Here is a 23,641-nt window from a genome sequence, read left to right as displayed (position 1 = left end):
ATGGCGCGCAAGTCGAGGTGGTTCGCGAACCTGCGGGTGGGGAGGCGCGACGTCGCGCCGACCGCGCCCTCGCACGTCCCCGGCATCCGGGAGGGCAACCAGCCGGGCAGCATCGAGCGGGAGGTCGGGATCCATCAGGACCCCAGGGATCGCCGGTTCGCGACCGCCACCGCCGAGCGATCGACCGGGATCAACCCGCGCGCGCGGAACCCGATCGATCCCCGCATGCCGAACCTCCAGCCGTCGTAGGGGACGCCATGGCGCCGGACCCGAAGGGCGAGGGCGACCGGATCGCGCGGCTCCTCGACGAGCTGCGAGGGATGGCGGGGCCCACGACCTGGCAGCGCATCGAGGAGCTCGTGCGCCGGGTGGTCGGGCTGTACGGGGCGGGCCTCGGACGCATGCTCGCGCTCGCCGCCGCCGACTCCGGCCGGCTCGATCCGGCGCTCGTCGCGCGCCTGTGCGACGACGAGCTGGTCTCGAGCCTCCTCCTGCTGCATGGGCTCCACCCGCTCCCGACCGAGGAGCGCCTCGCTCGAGCGGTGGAGGCGCTGCGGGCCCAGCTCGGGGCGGACGTCCAGCTCGACCTCCTCGGCGTCGGCGCGGACGGCGTCGTGCGGCTGCGGCTCGCCGTCGCGCCGGGCGGGTGCGCGTCCTCCGGGGCCGCGCTGGCGCGCGCCGTGGAGCAGAGCCTCCTCGAGGCCGCTCCCGAGGTCGCGCGGGTCGAGCTCGCGGGCGCGGCGATCGCGGAGCCGCAGCGCGAGCGGCTCGTCACGCTCGGCCGGCCGCCGGGGTCCGGGGAGGCTGCGTCGCCATGACCGCCCTCGCGGCGCTGGCGCGCTTCGCCCGGCCGCCCCCCCGCGCGCCGGACCCGCAGGAGGAGGCCTGCGAGCTGTGCAGCGCCCCGGCCGGCCCGGGCCACCCGCACGTCGTCGACCTCGACCGCCACACGATCCGGTGCGCCTGCACGACCTGCGGGCGGCTCTTCGTGCAGCCCGCCGCGGGGACGCGGTTCCGGACGATCCCGTCCCGCGTCCTGAGCGAGCCCGGCTTCGAGCTCACCGAGGCGGACTGGGCGGCGCTCGAGGTGCCGGTGCGGCTCGCGTTCCTCTTCCGCAGCACGGCGATGGGGCGCTGGGTCGCCGTCTATCCCGGTCCGGCGGGCGCCATCGAGTCCGCGCTTCCGCTCGACGCGTGGTCCCGCATCGCGGCGCGGAGCCGCCTCGCGTCCTGCGCCGAGCCGGACGTGGAGGCGCTGCTCGTCCGCGGCGAGCCCGCGGCGGGGCCGGGCGTGGCCGGCGCGGGGCGCCTCCAGATGCTGCTCGTGCCCATCGATCGCTGCTACGCGCTCGCCGGCCGGCTGCGGAGCGCCTGGCGGGGCTTCGACGGCGGCCCGGAGGCGCGTCGCGCGATCGACGCGGCCTTCGCGGAGCTGTCGGCCCGCGCCCGCCCGGTGCTCGTGGCGCCGCCCGGCACGGGAGGAGGGCGGTCATGAGGCTCGATCGCGCACGCCGGATCGCCGACGCGGTCCTGCTCGAGGGGTACGTGCTGTACCCGTACCGCGCCTCGGCGCCCAAGAACCGCTGGCGCTTCTCGTTCGGCGTGCTCGCGCCGCGCGCCTGGAGCGAGGCGGGCGGCTGCGAGCCGTGGTTCCTCGAGGCACGGTGCCTCGTCGAGCCCGCCGGGACGCCGCGGCTCTCCGGCCGGCTCCGGTTCCTGCAGGCGCGCCGGCGTCTCGTGGAGGAGGCCGTCGCCGGCGGCGGGGGAGCGTTCCGGGCCGTCGAGGCGCTCGATGCCGGCGGGCGGCTGCTCGTGCCCTGGGACGAGGGCGAGCTCCGCGAGATCGCGCTCGACGGGACGCTGGCGGCGGGCGGCCCCGAGCGCGTCGAGAGCTTCGAGCTCCGCGGCGACACCGAGGTCGAGCCGGTCGCGGACGCGGCGGGTGGAACCGCCGGGCGCGTCTCGTGGACCCGCTCGCCGGTGCGCGGCGAGGTGCGCGTCGCGTGCGAGCCGGTCGACGCGGATCGCCCGCTGCTCCGCGTCCGGGTCCGGGTGGAGAACCTCACGCCCTGGGGCGACCCCGGCGCGCGGCGCGAGGCGATCCTGCCGGCGTCCTGCCTCTCGACGCACCTCGTCCTCGCCCTCGAGGACGGGGCGTTCGTGTCTCCGCTCGATCCGCCGGAGTGGGCCGCGGCGGCCGCCGCCGCGTGCCGGAGCGTCGCCACCTGGCCGGTCCTGGCGGGAGAGGCGGGCGAGCGCGATCTCGTGCTCTGCGCGCCCATCATCCTCTACGACCACCCGCGCCTCGCGCCGGAGAGCCCGGGCGACTTCTTCGACGCGACCGAGATCGACGAGCTCCTCGCCCTCAGGACGTCGACGCTCACCGAGGCCGAGAAGCGGGAGGTCCGCGCCACCGACCCGCGGGCCGCCGCGCTGCTCGACCGCGTCGAGGGGCTGCCTCCGGAGCTGCTGGAGCGGCTGCACGGCGCGACGCGCGCGCTCGACGGCGCCGAGATGATCCCGCGGCCGGAGCCCGCGCCGGAGCCGGCGACGTTCCGCCCGGGCGACCGCGTCGTCCTCCGCCCCGGGGCGCGCCGCACCGACGCCCAGGACCTGCTCTACGCGGGGCACGTCGCCACCGTCCGCTCCGTCCGGCGGGACGTGGACGACCGGGAGTGGCTCGCGGTCACGATCGACGACGACCCCGCGGCCGAGCTGCACGACTGGTACGGCCGCTACCACCATTTCCTCACCGACGAGGTCGAGCGGCTCGCGCCGGCCCCGGCGCCGGAGGTCGGGCGGTGAGCGCGCCGGTGCTGATCGCGGGCGTCGGGAACGTCTTCTTCGCGGACGACGGGTTCGGCGTCGAGGTCGTGCGGCGCCTCGCGGAGGAGGCGCTCCCGGCGGACGTGGAGGTGACGGACTTCGGGATCGGCGGGCTGCAGCTCGCGCTCCGGCTGCTCGACCCCCTGCGGCTCGCCGTGATCGTGGATGCGCTGCCCCGGGGCGGGGCGCCCGGCGCCCTGTACGTCGTCGAGCCGGCGCTCGACGCGGCGCCGGAGGGGACGGGCGGCGGCGCGCACGCGATGGACGTCGGGGCGGTCCTCGCCACGGCGCGGGCGATGGGCGGGAAGCTCCCCCGGATCCTGATCGTCGGGTGCGAGCCCGGCGCGATCCAAGCGCGGATGGGGCTCGGCGACGCCGTCGAGGCGGCGGTCGGTCCCGCGGTGCGGCTGGTGCGGGAGCTCGTGGACCGGGCGCTGATGGGCGACGTCGCCCCGGTGGAGGAGGCGCGGTCATGAGGAATCGGAGCCGGACGCGGGGCGTCGTGACGGTGGGCCTGGTGATGGCCGGGGTGGCGCTGGTCGCGCTGCCGTTCGTGCCGAGCCTGCGCCGGTACGCCCGCATGAAGCGGATGTAGCGGCGCGGGCCGGATCGGCGACCTCCGCCAGCCGCGCTCGCGTCCTGACGCGCCAGAAATATCGCGCGCGCGCCGGCCGTTCGGTCTTCGCGCGCGTCGGATTCTGGACCGCTCCGGTCCCCGGGCGGGCGTCGCTCGAGGGTGCCGATTCGCGCATCGGGCGCACGCATTGCGCATTGCGCACGACCTTTGGCCGTGACCGTGACCCGCGCGGCGCGCGCGCCTCCGCGCGGGCCTGGTTCACGACCGGCGCGGTCGATTTATCTGCCCGTTCCGACGTGAGAAAACCCGCGCCGACCGATTGAGTCGAGCCAGCGGATCGGGTAGTTGTCGCACTCCATCCAGACCGGCCGCGCAGAGGACAGCCAGCCGAGGGCTGGAGCCCGGGAGCCCCACTCGCTCTGCCAGACGAGCCCAGGCCCTGGAGCGGGGTGAGAGGCACTCGAGACCGTTGGTGAAGTTCGCTGCCCGTGAAACAGGAAAACCAAGGAAGAGGGACATGACGACGAAGACTTCCACGATCATCTGGACGGAAATCGACGAAGCGCCCGCGCTGGCCACGTACTCGCTGCTCCCGATCGTCCAGGCATTCACGAAGGGCACCGGCGTCTCCGTCGAGACGCGGGACATCTCCCTCGCCGGCCGGATCATCGCCAACTTCCCCGAGAACCTGACGCCGGCGCAGAAGATCCCCGACTACCTCGCCCAGCTCGGCGAGCTCGCCCGGACGCCCGAGGCGAACATCATCAAGCTCCCGAACATCAGCGCCTCGATCCCGCAGCTCAAGGAGGCGATCAAGGAGCTGCAGGGCAAGGGCTACAAGATCCCGGACTACCCCGAGGCGCCGAAGGACGACGCCGAGAAGGCGATCCAGGCCCGCTACGCGAAGTGCCTGGGCAGCGCCGTGAACCCGGTGCTCCGCGAGGGCAACTCGGACCGCCGCTCGCCGCTCTCCGTGAAGGCGTTCTCGAAGAAGAACCCGCACAAGCTCGGCGCGTGGTCGCCGGACTCGAAGTCCCACGTCGCGCACATGATGGGCGGTGACTTCTACGCCCACGAGACGTCGATGACGGTCGAGAAGCCGATCGACTACCGCATCGAGTTCGTCGGCGCGGACGGGAAGGCGACCGTCCTCAAGAAGAAGGCGCCGCTCAAGGCGGGCGAGATCATCGACTCGACCCACATGAGCGTGAAGGCGCTCCGGAAGTTCTACGAGGAGCAGATCGAGGACGCGAAGAAGAACGACGTCCTCTTCTCGCTGCACCTCAAGGCCACCATGATGAAGGTCTCCGACCCCGTCATGTTCGGCCACGCGCTCACCGTCTACTTCAAGGACGTGTTCGCGAAGCACGGCGCGGCGCTCAAGCAGGCCGGCGTGAACCCGAACCTCGGCCTCGGCGACCTCTACAAGAAGATCCAGACGCTCCCGGCCGACAAGCGCGCCGAGATCGAGGCCGACATCAAGGCCACCTACGCGGTGCGCCCGGCGCTCGCGATGGTCGACTCCGACAAGGGCATCACGAACCTCCACGCGCCGAACGACATCATCGTCGACGCCTCGATGCCCGTCGTCGTCCGCGAGTCCGGGAAGATGTGGGGCCCGGACGGGAAGCTGAAGGACGCGAAGGCCACGATCCCGGACCGCTGCTACGCCACGATGTACCGGGAGATCATGGAGGACTGCCGCAAGAACGGGGCGTTCAACCCCGCGACGATGGGCAGCGTCCCGAACGTCGGCCTCATGGCGCAGCAGGCGGAGGAGTACGGCTCGCACGACAAGACCTTCATCGCCCAGGCGAACGGCACGATCCGCGTGGTCGACGACGCGAGCGGCGCGACGCTGCTCCAGCAGAGCGTCGAGGAGGGCGACATCTTCCGCATGTGCCAGGCGAAGGACGCCGCGATCCGCGACTGGGTGAAGCTCGCCGTCACCCGCGCCCGCGCCACGAAGGCCCCCGCGGTCTTCTGGCTCGACAAGGCCCGCGCGCACGACGCGCAGGTCATGTCGAAGGTCGAGACCTACCTGAAGGAGCACGACACGGTCGGCCTCGAGATCAAGATCCTCCCGCCGGTCGAGGCGATGCGGTACTCGGTCAAGCGGATCCGCGAGGGCCTGGACACGATCTCGGTCACGGGCAACGCGCTCCGCGACTACCTCACCGACCTGTTCCCGATCCTCGAGATCGGCACCAGCGCGAAGATGCTCTCGGTGGTCCCGCTCCTCGCCGGCGGCGGCCTCTTCGAGACCGGCGCGGGCGGCTCGGCCCCGAAGCACGTCCAGCAGTTCGTGAAGGAGGGCTACCTCCGCTGGGACTCGCTCGGTGAGTTCTCCGCCCTCGGCGCGTCGCTCGAGCACATCGCCGCCACCTCGAAGAACGAGAAGGCGGCCGTCCTCGGCGAGGCGCTCGACAAGGCCATCGGCAAGTTCCTCGACAACAACAAGTCCCCGGCCCGCAAGGTGGGCCAGATCGACAACCGCGGCAGCCACTTCTACCTCGCCCTCTACTGGGCCGAGGCGCTCGCGGAGCAGACGAAGGACAAGGAGCTGCAGGCGCGCTTCGCGAAGGTCGCGAAGCAGCTGGGCGAGAACGCCGCGAAGATCGACGCGGAGCTGATCGCGGCGCAGGGGAAGCCGGTCGACACCGGCGGCTACTACCGGCCGGACACGAAGAAGACGACCGCGGCGATGCGTCCCAGCCCGACGCTCAACGCGATCGTGGATGCTATGGCGTAGGTGAAGGGTTTTCCGAACCAGACCTCTCTTCAAGGAGACTGACATGGCCAGGAAGAAGATTGCTCTCATCGGCGGCGGGCAGATCGGCGGCGTCCTCGCTCAGCTCGCGGCGCTCCGCGAGCTCGGCGACGTGGTCCTCTTCGACATCGTCGAGGGGCTGCCCCAGGGGAAGACGCTCGACATCGCCGAGGCGGCGCCGGTCGACGGCTTCGACGTGAGCCTCAAGGGCACGAACAGCTACGAGGACATCAAGGGCGCGGACGTCGTGATCGTCACCGCCGGCCTGCCCCGCAAGCCGGGCATGAGCCGTGACGACCTCATCTCCGTCAACTCGAAGATCATGACGAGCGTCGCCGAGGGCATCAAGCAGTACGCCCCGAACGCCTTCGTCATCGTGATCTCGAACCCGCTCGACGCGATGGTGACGCTCTGCCAGCGCATCACCGGCTTCCCGCACAAGCGGGTGGTCGGCCAGGCCGGCGTGCTCGACTCCGCGCGCTTCGCGGCGTTCATCGCCTGGGAGCTCGGCGTCTCCGTGAAGGACGTCACCGCCGTCACCCTCGGCGGCCACGGCGACGACATGGTGCCGCTCGTCCGCTACACCAGCGTCTGCGGCGTCCCGGTGATGGAGCTCCTCGAGCAGAAGTACGGCGCCGCGAAGGCCGCCGAGGTCATGGCCGCGATGGTCAAGCGGACCCGCGGGGCGGGCGGCGAGGTCGTCGCCCTCCTCAAGACCGGCAGCGCGTTCTACTCGCCGGCCTCGAGCGCCATCGCGATGGCCGAGTCGTTCCTCAAGGACCAGAAGCGCGTCCTCCCGACCTGCGCCTTCCTCAAGGGCGAGTTCGGCGTGGACGGCCTCTACGTCGGCGTGCCGGTCGTCATCGGCGAGGGCGGCGCGGAGAAGGTCCTCCAGCTCAAGCTGAACGCGGAGGAGCAGGCCATGATGGACAAGTCGGTGAAGGCGGTCCGCGAGCTCGTCGCGACCCTGAAGTAGCCGACGGCGCGGCTCGCGCCGCGCGCAGGGCATCATCCGAGGGCGCCGCTCCGAGAGGGGCGGCGCCCTCTTCGCTTGCCCGCTCGCCGGGGCTGCGCCAGGCGCCCGCCGACGCTAGGACCCCATCCTCCCCCGAACCGTGGAGCGACCGATGGCCGAGGCGAAGACGTACACGGGCGGCTGCCACTGCGGCGCCGTCCGTTACCGGGTGACGGCGGACCTCGACGGCGCCCTCGCCTGCAACTGCTCGATCTGCCAGAAGACCGGCACCGCGCTGACGTTCGTCCCCACCGAGCGGTTCGACCTGCTCGCCGGCGCGGATCACCTGACCGACTACCAGTTCGGCAAGAAGGCCATCCACCACCTGTTCTGCGACCGGTGCGGGATCCGCTCGTTCTCGCGTGGCCGGGGCCCCGACGGGCGGGAGATGATCGCCGTGAACGTCCGGTGCCTCGACGGCATCGATCTCGCGGCCGTGCCCATCCGGTCATTCGACGGCCGGAGCTTGCCCGTCGACGGCTGACCGCGGCGGGCGGGGCCCTGCGCGGGGCGTGGGCCGGGACCGCCGCGACCGTGTCCGGTCCGGAGGTCCTCGATCGTCGAGAAGGCGAGACCGGAATCCACCGGCACCACACGAGGTACGACATGGCGAGCTTCATGCTCATCTTCCGCGGCGGCGACTCGAGCGGCGACTCCCCCGAGCAGCTGCAGCAGCACGTGCAGAAGTGGTTCACCTGGTTCGAGGGGCTCCGCAGGTCGGGCGTCTACTCCGGCGCCGGCGCGCCGCTCGAGCGGTCCGGCAAGGTGGTCCGCGGCGCGGCGAAGACCGTCTCCGACGGCCCGTTCGCGGAGGCGAAGGACCTGGTCGGCGGCTACGCGATCGTCGAGGCGGCGAACCTCGAGGCGGCGGTCGAGATCGCGCGCGGGTGCCCCACCTACGAGAAGGGCGGCGCCGTCGAGGTGCGGCCCGTCCGCGTGATGTGAGCGCCGCCGACCTCCGCCTCGCCGATCACCTGTTCCGCCACGAGGCGGGGCGGATCGTCTCGTCCCTGGTCCGCGTCCTCGGCGTCCGGCACCTGACGCTCGCCGAGGATGCGGTCCAGGACGCGCTCGTGCGGGCGCTCGAGACCTGGAAGTTCGGGCGCGCGCCGTCGAACCCCGCGGCCTGGTTGACGCGCGCCGCCCACAACCGGGCGGTCGATCTGCTCAGGAGGCAGGCGACCTTCGGTCGCCTCGCCCCCGAGCTGGAGCGCGCGCTGGGGCTGTCCGAGGCGGAGCTCGGGGGCGCGGGGGCGGAGGAGGCGATCCCCGACGACGAGCTCCGGCTCATGTTCTCGTGCTGCGATCCGGCCCTCGCGCCGGCCGCGCAGGTCGCCGTGATCCTCAAGTACCTGTGCGGCTTCTCGGTGCGCGAGCTCGCCCAGGCGTTCCTCTCCAGCGAGGCGGCCATCGAGAAGCAGCTCTTCCGCTCCCGTCGCGCGCTGGAGGCGCGCGGCGGGCTGCTTGAGGTCGGCGATCCCGCGCTGGTCCGGACGCGGCTCCCGTCCGTCCAGGACGCCATCTACCTCCTGTTCAGCGAGGGCTATCACGGCGCGCATCCGCAGCAGGTCATCCGCGAGGACCTCTGCCACGAGGCGATGCGGCTCGGCGTCCTCCTGTCGCGGCTCCCGCCGGCGGCCGGTCCCGAGACGCAGGCGCTCCTCGCGCTGTTCTGCCTCCTCGCCGCCCGGCTCTCCGCGCGGATGGACGACGACGGGAACCTGCTCCTGCTCGCGGAGCAGGACCGCCGCCGCTGGGATCGGGAGCTGATCGGCGAGGGGCTGCGCAGGCTCGACCGGTCCGCCGAGGGGGACGCGCTCACCGCGTGGCACCTCGAGGCGGCGATCGCGGCGCGCCACGCCCAGGCGGCGAGCTTCGCCGAGACCGACTGGGCGTCGATCCGCGCGCTCTACGACCTGCTCGCGCGCCTCCGCCCGACGCCGGTGGTTGCGTTGAATCGCGCCATCGCGGTGGGCATGGCCGACGGGCCGGAGGCGGGGCTCCGGGCGCTCGCGGAGATCGACGGCCGCGAGCGGCTCGCCCGGTATCCGTTCTTCCGCGCGGCGTTCGCGGAGCTCGAGCTCCGCGCCGGGCGGCCGGCGCGCGCGGCGGAGCACCTCCGCGCCGCGCTGGGGCTCGCGCGGAACCCGGCGGAGGAGGCGGTGCTCGCGCGCAAGCTCGCGGCCTGCGGGGGCGACGCGTGACCGCGGCACCGGCGGCGCGGCCGGCCGGTCACGCGTCGCCGCCCTCGAGCAGGCTCTGGAGCCCGGCGAGCTGGAACCGCCAGAACGCGCGGAACGCCGCGCGGATGGCGTCCGGCTCCTCGTGGGCCGCGAGGACGTCCACGATCATCGAGACGGTGCTCTCGAAGATCCGCAGGAGGACGAAGCGCGCCTCGCGGGGCACGGGCCGGCCGCCGTGCGCGCGCTGGTACCGGACGGCCATGCGGGTCAGCTCGGCGGCCACGAGCGGGCGCACGTGGCCGAGCGGGGAGCCGTCGGCGCGGCCGAGCAGCACGACGACCTCGCGCCGGTGCGCGATCCAGAAGTCGAGGAGCGCGTCGGCGGGCGCGGCGCCGACGGTCGCGCGGCGCCAGTCGGCGACGGTCGCCAGCTCCCGCACGCGCCGCCGCAGCAGCCGCAGCAGCCGATCGGCGATCTCGGGCGGCACGGCCGCGTGCAGCAGCGTCTCCTTGTCCGGGAAGTACCGGTAGACGTTCCCGGTGGACACGCCCGCGGCGGCGGCGATGTCCGCGAGCCGCGCGCCGCGGTAGCCGTCCGCGACGAACGCGGCGAGGGCCGCGTCGACGAGGCGCCGGCGGACGTCTTCCTTCAGGCGCTGCGCCATGGACCCTCGGGCGGCTTCGGCAGCGCCGAGACGGGGGGGCGGCGGTGGCGCCACGGCGCGGCCTCCTCGAGCGCGTAGGCGAGCTCGAGCAGGAGCGCCTCCCGTCCGACGCCGGCCGCGAAGTGGCAGCCCACCGGCAGCCCTCCGGCGGTCCAGTGCAGCGGCACGGACATCGCCGGCACGCCGGCGATCGAGTGGATCGGCGTGTACCCGGCGAGGACCTCCGTGAACGCGATGCACGCATCCGCCGGGCGCGCCGGCGACAGCACGCCCAGCTCGAACGGCAGGATCGGGATGGTGGGGCAGAGGGTCGCGTCGAACCCCGCGATGAACGCGGTCATCGCCGCGCCCGCCTGGACCAGCGCGCCGATCGCCGCCGGCACGGCGCCCGGGGGCGCGCGCTCGGCGCGCTCGGCGAGCTCGAGCGTGAACGGCTCGAGCAGCGACGGCAGCGCGGCGACCCCGGCTGCCTGGCGGACCTGCGCGACGAGGGGCGCGACCGTCGCGCCGGCCAGCAGGAAGAACGCGTCGCTGACCGCGCGCGCGTCGAAGCGCGGGCCGGCGGAGTCGACCGTCTCGTGCCCGAGCCGCTCGCACAGCGCGCGGGCGGCGGCGAGCCCCGCGGAGACCTCCGGGTGCGGAACGAGGCCGAACGCGGTGCGGTCGTACACGGCGATCCGGAGGCGGCGCGGGCGCGCCGCGGGCGCCAGGTCCCGCGCGGCGAGCGGCGGGAGCGGCGCCGCGGCGTCCACGCGCTGCGTCGCGAGGAGGAGCGCCGCGCTGTCGCGCACCGTGCGGCTCACGCAGTGGTCGTTCACCATCATCGCGAGCGGCGCGCCCGCCGGCAGGCCGGCGTCGCGCTCGCGGCCGCGCGATGGCTTCAGCCCGAACAGGCCGCAGGCAGATGCCGGGATCCGGATGGACCCGCCGCCGTCGGACGCGTGGGCCATCGGGACGAGGCCGGCCGCCACCGCCGCCGCGGAGCCGCCCGACGATCCCGCCGGAGACCGCGCCACGTCCCACGGGTTCCGCGTCGCGCCGCAGGCGAGCGTCTCCGTCGTGCCGAGCAGGCCGAACTCGGACGTCGTCGTCTTGCCGACCACGATGAGCCCGGCGTCCTCGAGCGCCTGCGCGTACGCCGAGCCGCCCGGCGCAGGCTGGCCGTGCAGGAGGCGAGAGCCGGCGCCGTACGGGAGCCCGGGGACGGCGAGCAGGTCCTTCGCCAGGAACGGCACGCCCGCGAAGGGGCCTTCGCGGAGCGGCCCGCGGGCCGCGGCGCGGGCGCGATCGGGGTCGATGGCGGCGAGCGCGTTCAGGGCAGGGCCGACGCGCTCGATCCGCGCAATCGCGGCGTCGACCAGCTCGAGCGGCGTCGCGCGGCGGGTGCGCACCAGCTCGGCCTGGGCCGTGGCGTCGAGCTCCGCGAACGGGTCGGGAGGGGACGCTGCGGGGCGGGCGGGGGAGGGGGTGTCCATGGCGGGTCTCTCCGGGGCGGCGGGTCCCTAATAGCGAACAGCGTATTCGCTATTCGCTCTCCGCGCCACCCCGATCCGCGGCTCAGGTCTCCCACCACCAGGCCCACTTCACGAGGACCGTCTCGATCGTCGGCCCCCGGAAGAGCCCGGCCGGCGCGACGCTCGTCGGCGCGGGGGCACCCTGCGCCGGCAGCTCGCGCTGCGACCGCGTGTAGACGACGTACAGCGTCGAGCCGAGCCGGTACTCCCAGCGGACCACCGCGTTGACGTTGGCGACGGCGTCGTGTCCGCCCGGCGCGCCGGGGTAGGCCAGCGGGGCGAGGTCCGAGGTCGACACGCGGCGCCGCTGCGGGAGCGAGGCGCCGTAGAAGTCGCGGCCGTAGCGGATCGCGGAGGTGAAGAGCTGCGCGTAGAGCTGCGCAGTGAGCCTCGGCGTGAAGACGAGCTGCTGCCGGACGGTCACCGAGAGGAACTCGGGGTCCTGGTCGCCGAACACGGCGGTCTCGTCGGGGAGCGTCTCGATCCAGCGCGGCCCCTGGGGCTTTCGGCCGTACGCGACGTCGAGGCGGGTCTCGAGCCGGTCGTGCGGCCTCCAGTAGGCCGTCAGATCCAGGCCGACGCCCGTCCGCGGCGCGAAGGGGCCGCGGCGCAGCGTCCGGTACGCGAACACGTCGCCGCTCGCCTGGAGCCGCCGGTTGGGATCCGATTTCAGGATGAGGACGGCGAGGACGTCGCCGATGCGCTCGAACGGCACGCCGGCGCCGGCGATCTCCCGGGTGTCGTACTGCGGCAGCTCGAGCGCGACCTTCGCGCCGATCGTCTGGTAGCCGGGGAGCTGCAGGGACGCGGCGAGGCTCGTGTTGACGCCGCGCGGGAGCGACGTCCCGTCGGCGCTCCAGTTCAGGTCGAGGTTGTAGTCCACCTGGAACGCGTGGAACGGGCCGAACCCGCTCGGCCGCACGTAGTGCACGTCGAGGTCGGCCCACTGGTAGTTCGACAGCGGCTGGAAGCCCACCGCGTTCAGGTCGAGCCGCGGATCCTCGTACACGTAGGTCACGTCGAACCGCCAGGGCTCGCCCCCGAGCTTGCCCGCACGCAGGTGGCCGCCGTAGCCGAGATCGCCCGCCCGGAGCACCGTGCCGTCCTGCAGCGTGCGCCCCTCCGGCGGGCCGCCCACGGCCTGCGACGCCTCGAGCTGGGCGAAGCCGCCCCAGTCGCCGGGGACGGTCAGGTCCACCCCGACCGCGTTCCCGCCGTGCGAGGCGCACCCGGCCGCCGCGTAGTCGGCGTCCGTCGCGAACTCGCTCCGCCGGCAGCGGGGCTCGAGCGGCGTCGCCGCGGTGAACGTCGCGCCTGCGGTGGTGCGGCCCCCGAGCCGCTGCCTCGCCACCGCGGCGAAGTAGTTCGTCGTGACCGGGTGGGCGGCGGGGAGGGCGTCCTCGGGGCCGAGGTGGAACGGGAGGGTCGAGTGGAACCGCCAGCGGCGGTCGGGCCGCTCCTCGTACGGCGCGAGCGCGCCGGGGTCCGCGCTGCCGTAGCCGACGGGGACCAGGGACGCGTTGCCGGCGCCCATCACGAGGGAGTCGAGGACGCCGAGGTCCAGGCCGGGCCGGACCGCCCCCGTCACCTTCGCGGCGCCCAGGATCGGCGCGTCGATCCCGATTCGCCGAGAGTAGAAGAGCTGCTGGGGAGACCCGTACTCGCTCCCGACCGGCTGGAAGATGTCGAGCCCCTCGAGGAAGAACGGCCGCTTCTCCGGGAAGAACGGCTCGGCGTTCGAGAGGTTCTGGATGACCTGATCGGTCTCGACCTGCCCGAAGTCGGGGTTGAGGGCGGCGGTCAACGTGAGCCGCCTCGCGATCCTGGTCTTGAGGTCCAGGCCGACGTCCAGCCCCGGGTCCAGGAGGCGGGGGCCGGGCCGGGATGGATCCGAGTACTGCGGCCGCAGGGAGGCGCGCGTCGCCGCGTAGGGCAGGAGCTCGAGCCCCTGCCGCGGGTTCAGCTCGACGAGCCCCTCGAGGCGGCCGAACCGCGACACGACGAGCCCGCCGGCGTTCACCGGGTTCGCTTCGCGGGGGATGGGCACGGAGTCGAGGACCTGGTGCGTGCGCGGGATCGTGCGCCGGACCAGGATGCCCCAGCGCTGCTCCGGCGCCGAGGAGAACCGGAGCTGGTGGAACGGGATGGCGACCTCCGCCGACCAGCCGCGCGCGTCGACCGACACCGCCGCGTCCCAGACCGCGTCCCAGCTGTCCGTCGCGTTCACGTCGGCGAACAGGAGCTGGTCCCGCAGCACGCCCGCCGCGTTCACGGTGAAGTCGTACGCCGTCCGGCCGTCCGCACCGGTGTCGAGCGCGATCTCGACCTGGTCCGCCGTCGGATTGCCGTCGCGGCGCGCCAGCTGCCGGACGATGGCGCCGGGCTCCGGATCGAAGCACGTGATCCCGACGTACAGGGTCTCGTCGTCGTAGACGACGCGCACCTCGGTGCGGAAGCTGGCCGGGACCCCGGCCCGGGGGAAGCTCTCCACGAAGCCGGAGAAGACGGGTGCCTCCGCCCACGCGGCGTCGTCGAGCCGACCGTCCAGGTGGACGTGCGCCGAGATCCGCCGCGCGACGATGTCCCCGGGATCGGCGGCGGCGGCTGCGCAGGCGAGCAGGTACGCCAGCGCGGCCGCGACGCGCCTCGCGCCGGCCCCGTCGCTCGGTCGGGTGTCGGTCCCGGACATGGCAGGTCCTCGTGCGACGGCCGGGTGGCCGACGTCACCTCACGCCAGAGTGTACGGCCCTCACCCGTCCGTATTTCGACTTTCGCCCGACGGCGGACGGGTCGGCTGCGCGGGGGTCGAGCGGCGTCGCCGTCCGACGCGCCGCGCCGGGACGCCCGCCCAGATCTCGCCGGGCGCGACCTTCGCGCCCTTCGAGAGCACCGCCCCGGCGGCGATGACGGCGCCGTCCCCGATCTCGCAGCCCGGGAAGACGACCGCCATGAGCCCGACGGTGACGTCTCGGCCGATGCGGACGGGTGCCGTCACGAGCTTGCCGCGCTCCGCCGCGTGGCAGACGAGCGTGACGTCGCCGCCGATCACCGTGTCGTCGCCGATCGAGATGAGGTTCTGGTCGGCGACGATCGCGGTGTTGATCTGCACCCGCGCGCCGACCCGCATCCCCATGAGCCGGTGGTAGAGCGGCAGGAAGGGCGTGACGCGGATCCAGTTCACGAACGTGAAGCGCAGGAGGAGCGTGAGCGCGTTGTAGCTCGCCCAGCGCCAGGCCCCGAGCGACAGGTACTCGAACCGGCCGACCGGCGTGCCCACCGAGAGCGTCAACCAGCGGGCGAGCGGGAGGACGACCAGCAGGGCGAGGCCGAAGACGAAGTACGCCGCGGCGCCCGCGACGCAGAGCAGGAGGACGCGCGGCGCTCCGGAGAGCGGGGCCGAGGCGCGCACCCACAGCCAGAGCTCGACGGCGGGCCACGCGGCGACGCCCAGGATCACCGCACACTCGGCGAACAGCACGAGCGTCACGAGCACCTGGAGCGGCGTGAACAGACGCGCTCTCCACCCGGCGACGACCATGAGCACCCTCCCGCGGCGTGCAGCGTCGCGAGCTTACCGCGCCCGGCGGGCGCCGCGGCGAGGCGAGCGTGCTCTAGGGCCGGGCGGACGGCTCGATGAGCTCGACGAGCGCGCGCGCCATCGCGCGGACCTCGCCGTCGACGCCCCGCCGGTCCAGCGCGGTGCGCGTGGCGGCCACCTGGGACAGGACGTGCCGTCGCTGCTCCGGCCAGTTCCGGACGGCGTGCGTGCCGGTCTCGTACACGGCCGCGATGGCGTCGAGCGCGTCGCGGACCACGTCGCGGAGCGCCGCGCCGTGCTGGTGCCGGAGCTGCGCGTGGCCTTCGTCGTCCGCGAGCTGCTCGAGCTCGCTCACCGCGGTGGCGAACCGCGACGCGAACTGGGTCGTCTCCTCTCCCATCTCGTGCTCCTCCGGTGCGCTCGAACCGGAGCGCGCGCCCAGCTTAGCGCGGGGCGCGCTGCGCCGGCGCTCGACGGTGCACCGTCCCGTACACCGCGGTGTACGCGCCGGGACAGCCCCGCGCCGCGAGCGCGTGCAAGCCCGCGACATCCGGTGCGGGCACGGCGGTTGCTCGGGGGCCCGGCGGGGGACGGACGCGGTCGGACGCGAACCCGCAGGTGGAGGCGCACATGTCGCGAAATCGGATCCCATTGCTCGTGCTGCTCACGTCGACGGTCGCGCTCCAGGCCTGCGGCGGCTCCAGGAAGCCCTCCGGTCCGGAGGTGACCAGCCTCGCCCCGGCGACCGGCACCTCCAGCACGGTCGTCGCGATCTCCGGCGCGGGCTTCACGGGGACGACCGCGAGCCCGCCCACCGTGACCTTCACGCCGTCCGCCGGGGGCGCGTCGTACCCGGCCCAGGTCGCGTCGGCCACCGCGACGGGCGTCGACGTGGCGGTCCCTGCGGTCCCGGCCGCGCTCGCCGCGGCCGGCACCGCCTTCGACGTCACGATCGAGAACCCCGGCGGAGGCTCGACCACGCTCCCGCACGCCTTCACCATGGCGGCGCCGACGCTCGCCGACGTCAACGGCGGCCTGGCGGGCAGCGGAAGCCAGAACAGCCTCTTCATCGTGGACGGCGCGGCGTTCGGCGATCTCTCCGCGCAGGCGGCGGGATACTCGGTCGACTTCCGCGACGCCGGTTCGGGCGCGGTGGTCGCCTCGGCGGCCGTGGGCTACGCCGCCGGTGACTGGACCAACATCTACGTCGTGGGCACGGTGCCCGCCTCCCTGTCGACCGGCACGACGTACCAGGTGACCGTCACGACCCCGAGCGGGACGAGCGCGCCGCGCACGTTCGAGGTCCTCGGCGGCGTTCCCTTCAGCCCGTCCCAGATCCAGTGGTCCGCGACGTCGAGCCTCCCCGTGGCGCAGCAGGGCTTCTCCGCCGCGGTGGCCGCGATCGGCACGACGAGCTACGTGTACGCGATCGGCGGCAACGTGGCGACCGCGGCGACCGCGGACGGCAAGGCGTCGAACGTGAGCACGGTGTACGTGAACCCGATCGACGCCGCGACCGGCGCGCTCGCCGGCGCGACCTGGACGACGGCCACGCCGCTCCCGGACCAGCGCGGCTTCGCCGCGGCCGTCGTCGCCGACGCCGCGAACTCCCTCGTCCCCGGGAACGGCAACCTCTACGTCCTCGGCGGCCTCGACGGCACCGGCGCGGCGACGAGCACCGTGTATTTCGCCTCGCTCGCGTCCGACGGGACGATCCCGGCGGCCGGCGCGCCGGGCACGTGGGCCGAGACCACTCCGCTGCCCCAGGCGCTGTTCGCCACGAGCGCGGTGCTCTTCCATGGCCGCATCTACGTGGCGGGCGGGAACGACTCCACCGGCGCGCCCGTCGCCAAGGTCTGGGCCGCGAAGATCCAGGCCGACGGGACGCTCGCGGCATGGGAGCCGCAGCCGGACCTGCCGGCCGCGCTCGCGTACCACCAGCTCGTCACGTCCGCCGGGTACCTGTACGCGCTCGGCGGGGACACCGCCGCGGTGGACCCCGTCACGAACGCGCTGGCCGCCACGAGCCAGTCGGCCATCTACTACGACCAGATCGACATCCGGAACGGCGCCCTCGTGAGCGCGGCGTGGACGACGAACGCGTCGTCCCTGGGCAAGGCGCGCGAGAAGTTCACCGCGGTCGTGGCGGGCAGCTACGTCCTCGTGAGCGGCGGCCTCTACAACGGCGCCTCGACGGGCTCGAGCGAGCAGAGCTACGCGCAGCTCGGGTCGCAGGGCGCCATCGGGAGCTTCAACGGCGCCACCGGCTCCCACACCATCGCCGGCTCGGCCTCGGGCTACGACTTCTACAACCACGCGGCCGCCTTCTTCGTCGACGGGGCCGGCGCGCCCCACGTGCTGGTCCTCGGTGGTGCCGACGTGGGCGCGGGGACCGTGCACGACGGGGTCTGGTACCAGCACTGACCGGCGCGGCGGGCGTCGCGAGGCTCCCGCCGGCGAGGCCCGCCGGCGGGAGGCCGCCGCGTCGCGAGACGAGCGCTTCGTGTGTACGGTCACCCGGCGGCTCACAGCCCCGCGCCGGGCTCGTCCGCCCCCATCGGCATGCGGTCTCCGCGGGCGAGCTCGTCACCGGCCTTCCGGCCCGGCGTCCGCTCGGCTTCGGGCTCGCCGGCCGGCGTCACGTCCCTCGTCGTCCGGGGGGGCTTCACCGGAGCGCTCGTCTGCGTGCGAGGCATCTCGGGCTTGTCGGTCGCCATGGCGGCACCTCCGACCCGAACGATGCGGACGGCGCGGGTATCTTGCCGGAGGCCGAGATTGGCCCGCCGGCCCCCTCGCTCGCCGCTGCTGCCCTCGCTACCGCATCTTCTCGCGCAGGTAGGCCTCGAGCTCCGGCACGGCCACCCGCTCCTGCGCCATGGTGTCCCGGTGGCGCACGGTGACGGTGTTCGCGAGCGCCGCGTCCTTGCCCTCGCCGAGCGTGTCGAAGTCGACGGTGACGCAGAACGGCGTCCCGATCTCGTCCTGCCGGCGGTAGAGCTTCCCGATCGCGCCGGTGTCGTCGTAGACGACGCGCATCGCGCCGGTCGCCTGGAGCGTCCTCCGGATCCCCTTCGCGGTCCCGACGATGCCGGCGTGGTTCTTCTTGAGCGGCAGCACCGCGACCTTGATCGGCGCGAGGTGCGGCTTGAAGTGGAGGACCGTCCGGTAGAACTCGTCGATGACCGGGTCCACCTGGCCACGGAGCTTCTTCGCGACCTCGATCCCGTCCGCGCCCGGCAGCGAGAGCAGGCCGGCGATGGACGGCAGCCGCTCCCCGAGCCCCTGGGCGATCCGCTCGCCTTCCGCGACGATCGCGTCCTTCGCCGCCGCCGGGAGCTTCTCGTTGCGGGCGGCGGACCGCAGGAAGGTCGCGAGCGCCTCCTCCACGGGCTTCAGGCGCTCCGCCGGCGCGGGCTTCACCTGCTCCTCGGCGTACGCCTCGCTGAGCAGCGCGAGGACGCCGCGGTCCACGCCGGCGGACGGCTCCACCACGAAGGGCACGACGTGCTGCTTCGAGTCGGGGTCGAACCAGGTGAGCTTGTCGGTGGCGTGCGCGTTCGGGCTGACCCGCGCCCGGAGCCCGAGCGAGCCCTGGTCCCGGCTGTGCGAGCCGAGGTCGTAGTCGGTGCGGTTCGCGATGCCCTCGAGCTCCTCGAGGCCGTGCGGGAAGCGGTAGAGGAGGTCCACCGTCGCCTTCGCGTAGTGGGCGAGCTCCTCCTTCTTCTGGTGGTACGGCTCGAGGTTCTGGCGGGAAAGGCCGACCGACAGCCACCAGTCGATCCGGTCCTGGACCCACTTCTCGTGCCACCGCTCGTCCTCGCCGGGCCTGACGAAGAACTCGATCTCCATCTGCTCGAACTCGCGCACGCGGAAGATGAAGTTCCGCGGCGTGATCTCGTTGCGGAACGCCTTCCCGATCTGCGCGATGCCGAACGGCAGCTTGCGCGAGGTCGAGTCGAGGACGTGCTTGAAGTTGACGAAGATGCCCTGCGCCGTCTCCGGCCGCAGGTACGAGAACGACTCCGGATCCGGGACCGGGCCGACCTGCGTCTTGAACATCAGGTTGAACGGGCGCGGATCGGTGAGCTCGGTGGAGCCGCAGCTCGGGCACTTCCCGGAGATCTGGTCGGCGCGCCACCTGAGCTTGCACGCCTTGCAGTCGACCATCGGGTCGACGAAGGTGTCCTCGTGGCCGGAGTAGCGCCACGTGAGCTTGTTCATGAGGATCGCGGCGTCGATCCCCTCCATGTCGTCGCGCTCCCAGACGTTGGCGCGCCACCACGCGAGCTTGAGGTTGTTCTTCAGCTCGACGCCGAGCGGGCCGTAGTCGTAGGTGCCCTGGAGGCCGCCGTAGATCGCGGAGCCGGGGAAGATGAACCCCCGGCGCTTGCAGAGGGAAACCAGCTGCTCCATCGTCTGCGCGGCCATCGGCGTACGCTCCTTCGGGTGCGGTTGCGGAGGGGAAGGGCGCGCATCCTACACCGACTCGCGCCGACGTTCCCGTCCCGAACCGCCGGGGGCCGCCCTGTGGAAAGTCGAGCGGGCCGGCGGACGCCCGTCCGCCGGCCCGCTCCCGCGCCGATGATCGCGGCCCGCGCCTCAGCCCGCCATGCGCTCGTGGTGGAACATCGTCACGATCGGCTCGCTGAGCTGGCTCGCGCGGCCGCCGCGGATGTAGCTCTCGAGCTGATCGATGCTCCACTGCTTCTCCTCGACCACGAGGTCGACCAGGTCGAGCATCGAGATGACGCCCACGATCTCGCCGCCCTCCTTCACCGCGAGGTGCCGGGTGCGGCGGCTCCGCATGAGCTGCGCGCACTCCGCGTCCGTCGCGTCGGCGGAGACCGCCGGGACCTGGGCCCGCATCGCCTCGCCGAGCGTGGTCCGGCTCGGGTCGGCCCCGGCCGCCATCTGCGCCACGAGCTCCCGCTCCGTGACGAGGCCGACGAGCTTCCCCTCGCGGCGCACGCCCACCGACCCGATGCCGTGCTCCGACATCACGCGCGCGGCGTCGTCGCACGTGGCGGATGCGGCGAGGCAGACGATGTTGCGAACGACCCGATCCCGAATGGTGACCATGATCCGATACCTCCGCGGGCGTCCGGGTCCCGAGCCCCGCGACCGCCACGCGAGGCATCATGGCCGGACGCGCCGCGGACGCCTCGTCGCAAGACCGGATGGACCATAACCTACGCTGATGGAGCACATGGTCGGGGCGAGGAGTTCTGATAAGTTCGCCGCATGAGCCCGGTCGACCCGCGCAAGCTCGAGACCTTTCGCGTCGTGGTGCAGACCCGCAAGATCTCCAGCGCCGCGAAGCTCCTTCACCTCTCGCAGCCCGCCGTCACCGCGCAGATCCGCGGTCTCGAGGAGGAGTGCGGGCGCGCGCTGCTCCTCCGCTCCTCCAAGGGCGTCACGCCGACCGACTGGGGCCTGCGCCTGCTCGAGGCGGCGAAGCAGGTGCACGACGTCCTCGGCGCCCTGGAGGGCGCCTTCCAGGGCGAGCCTGCCGTCGGCGAGGAGGTGGTGCTCGGCGCGAGCATGACGACCGCCGCGTACGTCGTGCCGCCGCTCGCCGCCGGCTATCGCGCCATCAACGGCCGCGTCCCGTTCCGGCTCCAGGTCAGCAACACCGCGCGCGTGCTGGAGTGGGTGGCGGACGGGCGTGTTCCGCTCGGTCTCGTCGAGGGCGCGACGCGCTCGTCGCGCGTCCATCTCGAGCGTTACCTCGAGGACGAGCTGGTCCCGGTGGCGGCGAGCTCGGCGCGGGACCTCTGCCGGATCACCCGCGCCGCCGAGCTCGCGAGCGTCCCGCTCCTGTTCCGCGAACCGGGATCGAACACGCGCGCCATGGTGGAGGAGGCGCTCGCGCCGGTGCTCGGGGCGCGCGAGATCCGTCGCTCGGAGCTGCTGTTCGGCTCCAACCAGTCCATGAAGATGGCGGCGGTCGCGGGGCTCGGCGTCGCGTTCGTGTCGCGCTGGAGCGTCCAGCTCGAGGTGAGCGCCGGGACGCTCCGGGTGCTCCCGCTCCGCGATCTGCGCATCGCCCGCACGTTCTCGTGGGCGACGGCCTCCTCGAAGCTGCACGGCGCGGCCGGGCGGTTCCGGACGTGGGCGCTCCGGAACCCGCCGGCGCGACCGTAGCCGGCCCGGGCGACGGGACGCTCCCCGGTTCCGTGCGCTACGGCCGTCGCGCCGGCGGGCGCGCTCCCGGGGGCACCGCCGCGACCGCCGGCGATCGCAGCAGCCGTCCCGTGCCGACGAGCCAGAGGATCCCGCCGAGCCCTGCGAAGAGCGCGAGCGCGACGCCGTCGCTCTGCGCGAACTTCGGCGCGAGCCGGCCGAGGTTCACCGCCGCGAGGAGCGCGCGGGTCGGCTCCGTGAGCTGCGCGAGCGCCACCGCCATCCCCGCGACGGACGCGCCGGCGATGAGCCCGGAGCTGAAGAGCACGCCCGGCCCGCTCTCCGCCTCGGCCTCGGTCTCGACCCGGGCGGCGCGGCCGACGAGCGCGCGGACGACGCCGCCCACCATGATGGGCGCCGAGGTCGAGAGCGGCAGGTACACGCCCACCGCGAAGGCGAGCGACGACAGGCCGCAGAGCTCCAGCACGATCGCGATGCAGACGCCGAGCAGCACGAGCCCCCAGGGCAGCCGCTGCGACATGATCCCGTCGATGATGAAGGACATCAGCATCGCCTTCGGCGCGCTGAACTTCGACACCTTCTCGCCGCCCTCGCGGCGGTCCACGCTGCCGTTGATGCCCGGGTCCTCGAGCCACCGGATCCGCCCCGCGTCGTCGACGAGGTACTTCCCCGCCGGGACGCCGCCGCGCGGCTCCGTCAGCCTGAGCACGTGGTACTCCGCGCGGTCGAGGCCCGCGTCCGGGCCGGTGAGCCGCGCGCGCTCGGGGAGCGTCGCGACGTCCGCGCGGAACCCCGGGTAGTCGCGGCGCGCGAACACGGTGCTCGCGTCGTTCAGCTTGAGGAGCACGAACCCGATGACGAGCGCGGACGAGAGCGTGCCGATCAGGATCGCGATCTGCTGCCGCGAGGGCGTCGCGCCCACGAGGTACCCGGTCTTCAGGTCCTGCGAGGTGGTCCCGCCGTTCGACGCCGCGATGCACACGACGGCCGCGACGGAGAGCGCGGCCACCTTGTCCCGCGCGCTCACCCACCCGAGCGCGAGGAAGATGAGGCTCGTGAGGAGCAGCGTCGCGACGGTCATCCCGGAGATCGGGTTCGAGGAGCTGCCGATCTCGCCGGTGAGGCGCGAGCTGACGGTGACGAAGAGGAACCCGAACGCGACGACGAGGATCGCGCCGAGCACGTTGATCCGGAGCGACGGCGCGAGCGCGCAGGCGACGACGAGCGCGAGCGCGCCGGCGCCGACGAGCCAGCCCGGGAGGTCGCGGTCGGTCCGCGGTCGCGCCGCGCGGGCGCCGCCCGCTCCCCCGCGGAGGCTGCCGAGGCCGCGCGCGGCGCCGCCGACGATGGTGGGGAGCGCTCGCGCGAGCGAGACGATCCCGCCCGCCGCGACCGCGCCGGCGCCGATGTAGAGGATGTACTGGTGCCAGACGTCGTCCGGCGTCATGTCTCGGATGAGCTGGGTGGCGGGGAAGATGGGCGTCGCGGCGGTGGAGCCGAAGAGCTTGATCGCCGGGGTGAGCACGAGCGCGGAGAGGATGCCGCCGGCGCCCATCGTGAGGGCGACGCGCGTCCCGATGATGTAGCCGACGCCGAGGAGCTCGGGCCCGACCTCGAGCGAGAGGCTCGCGCCGTCGAACCACCGCCCGAACACGCGCTCGGGGATGTCCTTGAAGAGGGCGAGCGCCTTGTAGCCCAGCGCGAAGAGCGCGCCCGCGCCGAGGCCGGCGAAGACGATCTTCCCCGTCGTCGCGCCCCGCTCGCCCGTGACGAGCACCTGCGCGCAGGCGGTGCCCTCGGGGTACACGAGCGTCCGGGCCTCCTTCACGATGAGCGCGCGCCGGAGCGGGATCATCATGAGGATCCCGAGGAGCCCGCCCAGCACCGAGACCAGGATCACGTGCCCGACCTGGAGGTCGTAGCCGAGGATGAGCAGGGCCGGCATCGTGACGCCCACGCCGAACGCGATGCTCTCGCCGGCGCTGCCCGTGGTCTGCACGACGTTGTTCTCGAGGATCGTCGCCTGGCGGACGCGGAACAGCCGCGAGAAGGCCCGGAAGATCGTGATCGAGAGCACGGCCACCGGGATGCTCGCGCTCACCGTCACGCCGACCTTGAGGACGAGGTACATCGAGCTCGCGCCGAACAGGATCCCGAGCAGCGCGCCGACGACGACCGGCACCGGCGTGAGCTCGGGCACCTCGGCGCTCGCCGGAACGAACGGCCGGTGGGCGGGCGGCTCGGCGGCGGCGGAGGGCGGGACGGACTCCTCGGGGCGGCTCATGGCGACTCGGGCGTGCCGCGGACGAGGCGGCCCTCGCACGCGGCGGGCGCGTCGGGAGGTGCTACCGGCCCCGGAGCGGCAGCGCCACTCGATCGGCCGCGCGCCGTCTTCACCCAGCGGAAGAAC

General features: G+C 73.6%; 22 protein-coding genes. 13 read left to right on the top strand and 9 right to left on the bottom strand.

Features of this window, described 5'->3' with window-relative positions:
- The 11 genes from AMOR_RS01835 to AMOR_RS01790 all read left to right on the top strand — a co-directional run bounded on the left by AMOR_RS01835 (position 1) and on the right by AMOR_RS01790 (position 9,392).
- Positions 1-249 carry a hypothetical protein gene (locus AMOR_RS01835; RefSeq protein WP_248357849.1) on the top strand — a complete coding sequence of 83 codons (249 nt, stop codon included), beginning with the start codon at positions 1-3 and terminating at the stop codon, positions 247-249.
- Between the two features lie 8 nt (positions 250-257).
- A complete protein-coding gene (locus AMOR_RS01830; protein WP_248357847.1) occupies positions 258-818 on the top strand; it encodes a NifU family protein in 561 nt (186 codons plus the stop codon).
- Entirely contained in the window at positions 815-1,495 is a 681-nt protein-coding gene (locus tag AMOR_RS01825; RefSeq protein ID WP_248357844.1) for a DUF5947 family protein, read from the top strand. Before AMOR_RS01830 ends, AMOR_RS01825 begins: the two co-directional genes overlap by 4 nt.
- On the top strand, positions 1,492-2,805 hold the full coding sequence (locus AMOR_RS01820) for a hypothetical protein (protein WP_248357842.1): 1,314 nt from the start codon (positions 1,492-1,494) through the stop codon (positions 2,803-2,805). The genes AMOR_RS01825 and AMOR_RS01820 overlap by 4 nt, the downstream gene beginning before the upstream one ends.
- The gene (locus AMOR_RS01815) at positions 2,802-3,302 is read left to right on the top strand and encodes a hydrogenase maturation protease (protein ID WP_248357840.1); all 501 of its coding nucleotides are present in this window, start codon (positions 2,802-2,804) and stop codon (positions 3,300-3,302) included. Before AMOR_RS01820 ends, AMOR_RS01815 begins: the two co-directional genes overlap by 4 nt.
- The gene (locus AMOR_RS29620; protein ID WP_256468113.1) at positions 3,299-3,421 is read left to right on the top strand and encodes a hypothetical protein; all 123 of its coding nucleotides are present in this window, start codon (positions 3,299-3,301) and stop codon (positions 3,419-3,421) included. Before AMOR_RS01815 ends, AMOR_RS29620 begins: the two co-directional genes overlap by 4 nt.
- A 499-nt stretch (positions 3,422-3,920) precedes the next feature.
- Positions 3,921-6,155 carry an NADP-dependent isocitrate dehydrogenase gene (locus AMOR_RS01810; protein WP_248357838.1) on the top strand — a complete coding sequence of 745 codons (2,235 nt, stop codon included), beginning with the start codon at positions 3,921-3,923 and terminating at the stop codon, positions 6,153-6,155.
- Positions 6,156-6,198: 43 nt separating this feature from the next.
- Entirely contained in the window at positions 6,199-7,149 is a 951-nt protein-coding gene (mdh, locus tag AMOR_RS01805) for a malate dehydrogenase (RefSeq protein WP_248357836.1), read from the top strand.
- Between the two features lie 151 nt (positions 7,150-7,300).
- Positions 7,301-7,672 carry a GFA family protein gene (locus AMOR_RS01800; protein WP_248357834.1) on the top strand — a complete coding sequence of 124 codons (372 nt, stop codon included), beginning with the start codon at positions 7,301-7,303 and terminating at the stop codon, positions 7,670-7,672.
- A 122-nt stretch (positions 7,673-7,794) separates the two neighbouring features.
- Positions 7,795-8,133 (top strand): YciI family protein, encoded by a 339-nt coding sequence (locus tag AMOR_RS01795; protein WP_248357832.1) that lies wholly within the window; start codon positions 7,795-7,797, stop codon positions 8,131-8,133.
- The gene (locus tag AMOR_RS01790) at positions 8,130-9,392 is read left to right on the top strand and encodes an RNA polymerase sigma factor (RefSeq protein WP_248357830.1); all 1,263 of its coding nucleotides are present in this window, start codon (positions 8,130-8,132) and stop codon (positions 9,390-9,392) included. Before AMOR_RS01795 ends, AMOR_RS01790 begins: the two co-directional genes overlap by 4 nt.
- Positions 9,393-9,420: 28 nt before the next feature.
- On the opposite strand, the gene AMOR_RS01785 is transcribed toward AMOR_RS01790, so the two are convergent.
- From AMOR_RS01785 to AMOR_RS01765, 5 genes are all read right to left on the bottom strand, one after another.
- Complete coding sequence (locus tag AMOR_RS01785; protein WP_248357828.1) at positions 9,421-10,035, bottom strand: TetR/AcrR family transcriptional regulator; 615 nt, start codon at positions 10,033-10,035, stop codon at positions 9,421-9,423.
- Entirely contained in the window at positions 10,020-11,510 is a 1,491-nt protein-coding gene (locus AMOR_RS01780) for an amidase (protein ID WP_248357826.1), read from the bottom strand. Before AMOR_RS01780 ends, AMOR_RS01785 begins: the two co-directional genes overlap by 16 nt.
- An 82-nt stretch (positions 11,511-11,592) precedes the next feature.
- Positions 11,593-14,238, bottom strand: coding sequence for a carbohydrate binding family 9 domain-containing protein (locus tag AMOR_RS01775; RefSeq protein ID WP_248357825.1), 2,646 nt, complete (start codon positions 14,236-14,238; stop codon positions 11,593-11,595).
- Positions 14,239-14,298: 60 nt separating this feature from the next.
- Complete coding sequence (locus AMOR_RS01770) at positions 14,299-15,087, bottom strand: DapH/DapD/GlmU-related protein (RefSeq protein ID WP_248357823.1); 789 nt, start codon at positions 15,085-15,087, stop codon at positions 14,299-14,301.
- A gap of 73 nt (positions 15,088-15,160) precedes the next feature.
- Complete coding sequence (locus AMOR_RS01765; RefSeq protein ID WP_248357821.1) at positions 15,161-15,487, bottom strand: hypothetical protein; 327 nt, start codon at positions 15,485-15,487, stop codon at positions 15,161-15,163.
- Between the two features lie 230 nt (positions 15,488-15,717).
- Between AMOR_RS01765 and AMOR_RS01760 the strand changes: the two genes are divergently transcribed.
- Complete coding sequence (locus AMOR_RS01760; protein WP_248357819.1) at positions 15,718-17,511, top strand: Kelch repeat-containing protein; 1,794 nt, start codon at positions 15,718-15,720, stop codon at positions 17,509-17,511.
- A gap of 101 nt (positions 17,512-17,612) precedes the next feature.
- On the opposite strand, the gene AMOR_RS01755 is transcribed toward AMOR_RS01760, so the two are convergent.
- The 3 genes from AMOR_RS01755 to AMOR_RS01745 form a co-directional block, all read right to left on the bottom strand.
- On the bottom strand, positions 17,613-17,804 hold the full coding sequence (locus AMOR_RS01755; RefSeq protein ID WP_248357817.1) for a hypothetical protein: 192 nt from the start codon (positions 17,802-17,804) through the stop codon (positions 17,613-17,615).
- Positions 17,805-17,901: 97 nt separating this feature from the next.
- Positions 17,902-19,515, bottom strand: coding sequence for a glycine--tRNA ligase (locus AMOR_RS01750; protein ID WP_248357815.1), 1,614 nt, complete (start codon positions 19,513-19,515; stop codon positions 17,902-17,904).
- A 171-nt stretch (positions 19,516-19,686) separates the two neighbouring features.
- On the bottom strand, positions 19,687-20,166 hold the full coding sequence (locus tag AMOR_RS01745; RefSeq protein ID WP_248357813.1) for a CBS domain-containing protein: 480 nt from the start codon (positions 20,164-20,166) through the stop codon (positions 19,687-19,689).
- Positions 20,167-20,328: 162 nt separating this feature from the next.
- Between AMOR_RS01745 and AMOR_RS01740 the strand changes: the two genes are divergently transcribed.
- Entirely contained in the window at positions 20,329-21,231 is a 903-nt protein-coding gene (locus tag AMOR_RS01740; RefSeq protein ID WP_248357811.1) for a LysR family transcriptional regulator, read from the top strand.
- Between the two features lie 37 nt (positions 21,232-21,268).
- Here AMOR_RS01740 and AMOR_RS01735 read toward each other — a convergent pair whose 3' ends face one another.
- Complete coding sequence (locus tag AMOR_RS01735) at positions 21,269-23,515, bottom strand: OPT family oligopeptide transporter (RefSeq protein ID WP_248357809.1); 2,247 nt, start codon at positions 23,513-23,515, stop codon at positions 21,269-21,271.
- Between the last annotated feature and the right edge of the window lie 126 nt (positions 23,516-23,641).

This window comes from Anaeromyxobacter oryzae, assembly GCF_023169945.1.
In the GTDB taxonomy this organism is placed as follows: Bacteria; Myxococcota; Myxococcia; order Myxococcales; family Anaeromyxobacteraceae; genus Anaeromyxobacter; species Anaeromyxobacter oryzae.
This window is presented reverse-complemented; position numbering and strand designations above follow the sequence as displayed.

What these genes read in the sequence shown, in the direction of transcription:
- AMOR_RS01760 (WP_248357819.1), top strand. Translation starts at nt 15,718, where the DNA reads ATGTCGCGAAATCGGATCCCATTGCTCGTGCTGCTCACGTCGACGGTC.
- AMOR_RS01785 (WP_248357828.1), bottom strand. Translation starts at nt 10,035, where the DNA reads ATGGCGCAGCGCCTGAAGGAAGACGTCCGCCGGCGCCTCGTCGACGCG.
- AMOR_RS01740 (WP_248357811.1), top strand. Translation starts at nt 20,329, where the DNA reads ATGAGCCCGGTCGACCCGCGCAAGCTCGAGACCTTTCGCGTCGTGGTG.
- AMOR_RS01835 (WP_248357849.1), top strand. Translation starts at nt 1, where the DNA reads ATGGCGCGCAAGTCGAGGTGGTTCGCGAACCTGCGGGTGGGGAGGCGC.
- AMOR_RS01735 (WP_248357809.1), bottom strand. Translation starts at nt 23,515, where the DNA reads ATGAGCCGCCCCGAGGAGTCCGTCCCGCCCTCCGCCGCCGCCGAGCCG.
- AMOR_RS01755 (WP_248357817.1), bottom strand. Translation starts at nt 17,804, where the DNA reads ATGGCGACCGACAAGCCCGAGATGCCTCGCACGCAGACGAGCGCTCCG.
- AMOR_RS01745 (WP_248357813.1), bottom strand. Translation starts at nt 20,166, where the DNA reads ATGGTCACCATTCGGGATCGGGTCGTTCGCAACATCGTCTGCCTCGCC.
- AMOR_RS01780 (WP_248357826.1), bottom strand. Translation starts at nt 11,510, where the DNA reads ATGGACACCCCCTCCCCCGCCCGCCCCGCAGCGTCCCCTCCCGACCCG.
- mdh (WP_248357836.1), top strand. Translation starts at nt 6,199, where the DNA reads ATGGCCAGGAAGAAGATTGCTCTCATCGGCGGCGGGCAGATCGGCGGC.
- AMOR_RS01750 (WP_248357815.1), bottom strand. Translation starts at nt 19,515, where the DNA reads ATGGCCGCGCAGACGATGGAGCAGCTGGTTTCCCTCTGCAAGCGCCGG.
- AMOR_RS01830 (WP_248357847.1), top strand. Translation starts at nt 258, where the DNA reads ATGGCGCCGGACCCGAAGGGCGAGGGCGACCGGATCGCGCGGCTCCTC.
- AMOR_RS01810 (WP_248357838.1), top strand. Translation starts at nt 3,921, where the DNA reads ATGACGACGAAGACTTCCACGATCATCTGGACGGAAATCGACGAAGCG.
- AMOR_RS01800 (WP_248357834.1), top strand. Translation starts at nt 7,301, where the DNA reads ATGGCCGAGGCGAAGACGTACACGGGCGGCTGCCACTGCGGCGCCGTC.
- AMOR_RS01765 (WP_248357821.1), bottom strand. Translation starts at nt 15,487, where the DNA reads ATGGGAGAGGAGACGACCCAGTTCGCGTCGCGGTTCGCCACCGCGGTG.
- AMOR_RS01820 (WP_248357842.1), top strand. Translation starts at nt 1,492, where the DNA reads ATGAGGCTCGATCGCGCACGCCGGATCGCCGACGCGGTCCTGCTCGAG.
- AMOR_RS01770 (WP_248357823.1), bottom strand. Translation starts at nt 15,087, where the DNA reads ATGGTCGTCGCCGGGTGGAGAGCGCGTCTGTTCACGCCGCTCCAGGTG.
- AMOR_RS01775 (WP_248357825.1), bottom strand. Translation starts at nt 14,238, where the DNA reads ATGTCCGGGACCGACACCCGACCGAGCGACGGGGCCGGCGCGAGGCGC.
- AMOR_RS01795 (WP_248357832.1), top strand. Translation starts at nt 7,795, where the DNA reads ATGGCGAGCTTCATGCTCATCTTCCGCGGCGGCGACTCGAGCGGCGAC.
- AMOR_RS01825 (WP_248357844.1), top strand. Translation starts at nt 815, where the DNA reads ATGACCGCCCTCGCGGCGCTGGCGCGCTTCGCCCGGCCGCCCCCCCGC.
- AMOR_RS29620 (WP_256468113.1), top strand. Translation starts at nt 3,299, where the DNA reads ATGAGGAATCGGAGCCGGACGCGGGGCGTCGTGACGGTGGGCCTGGTG.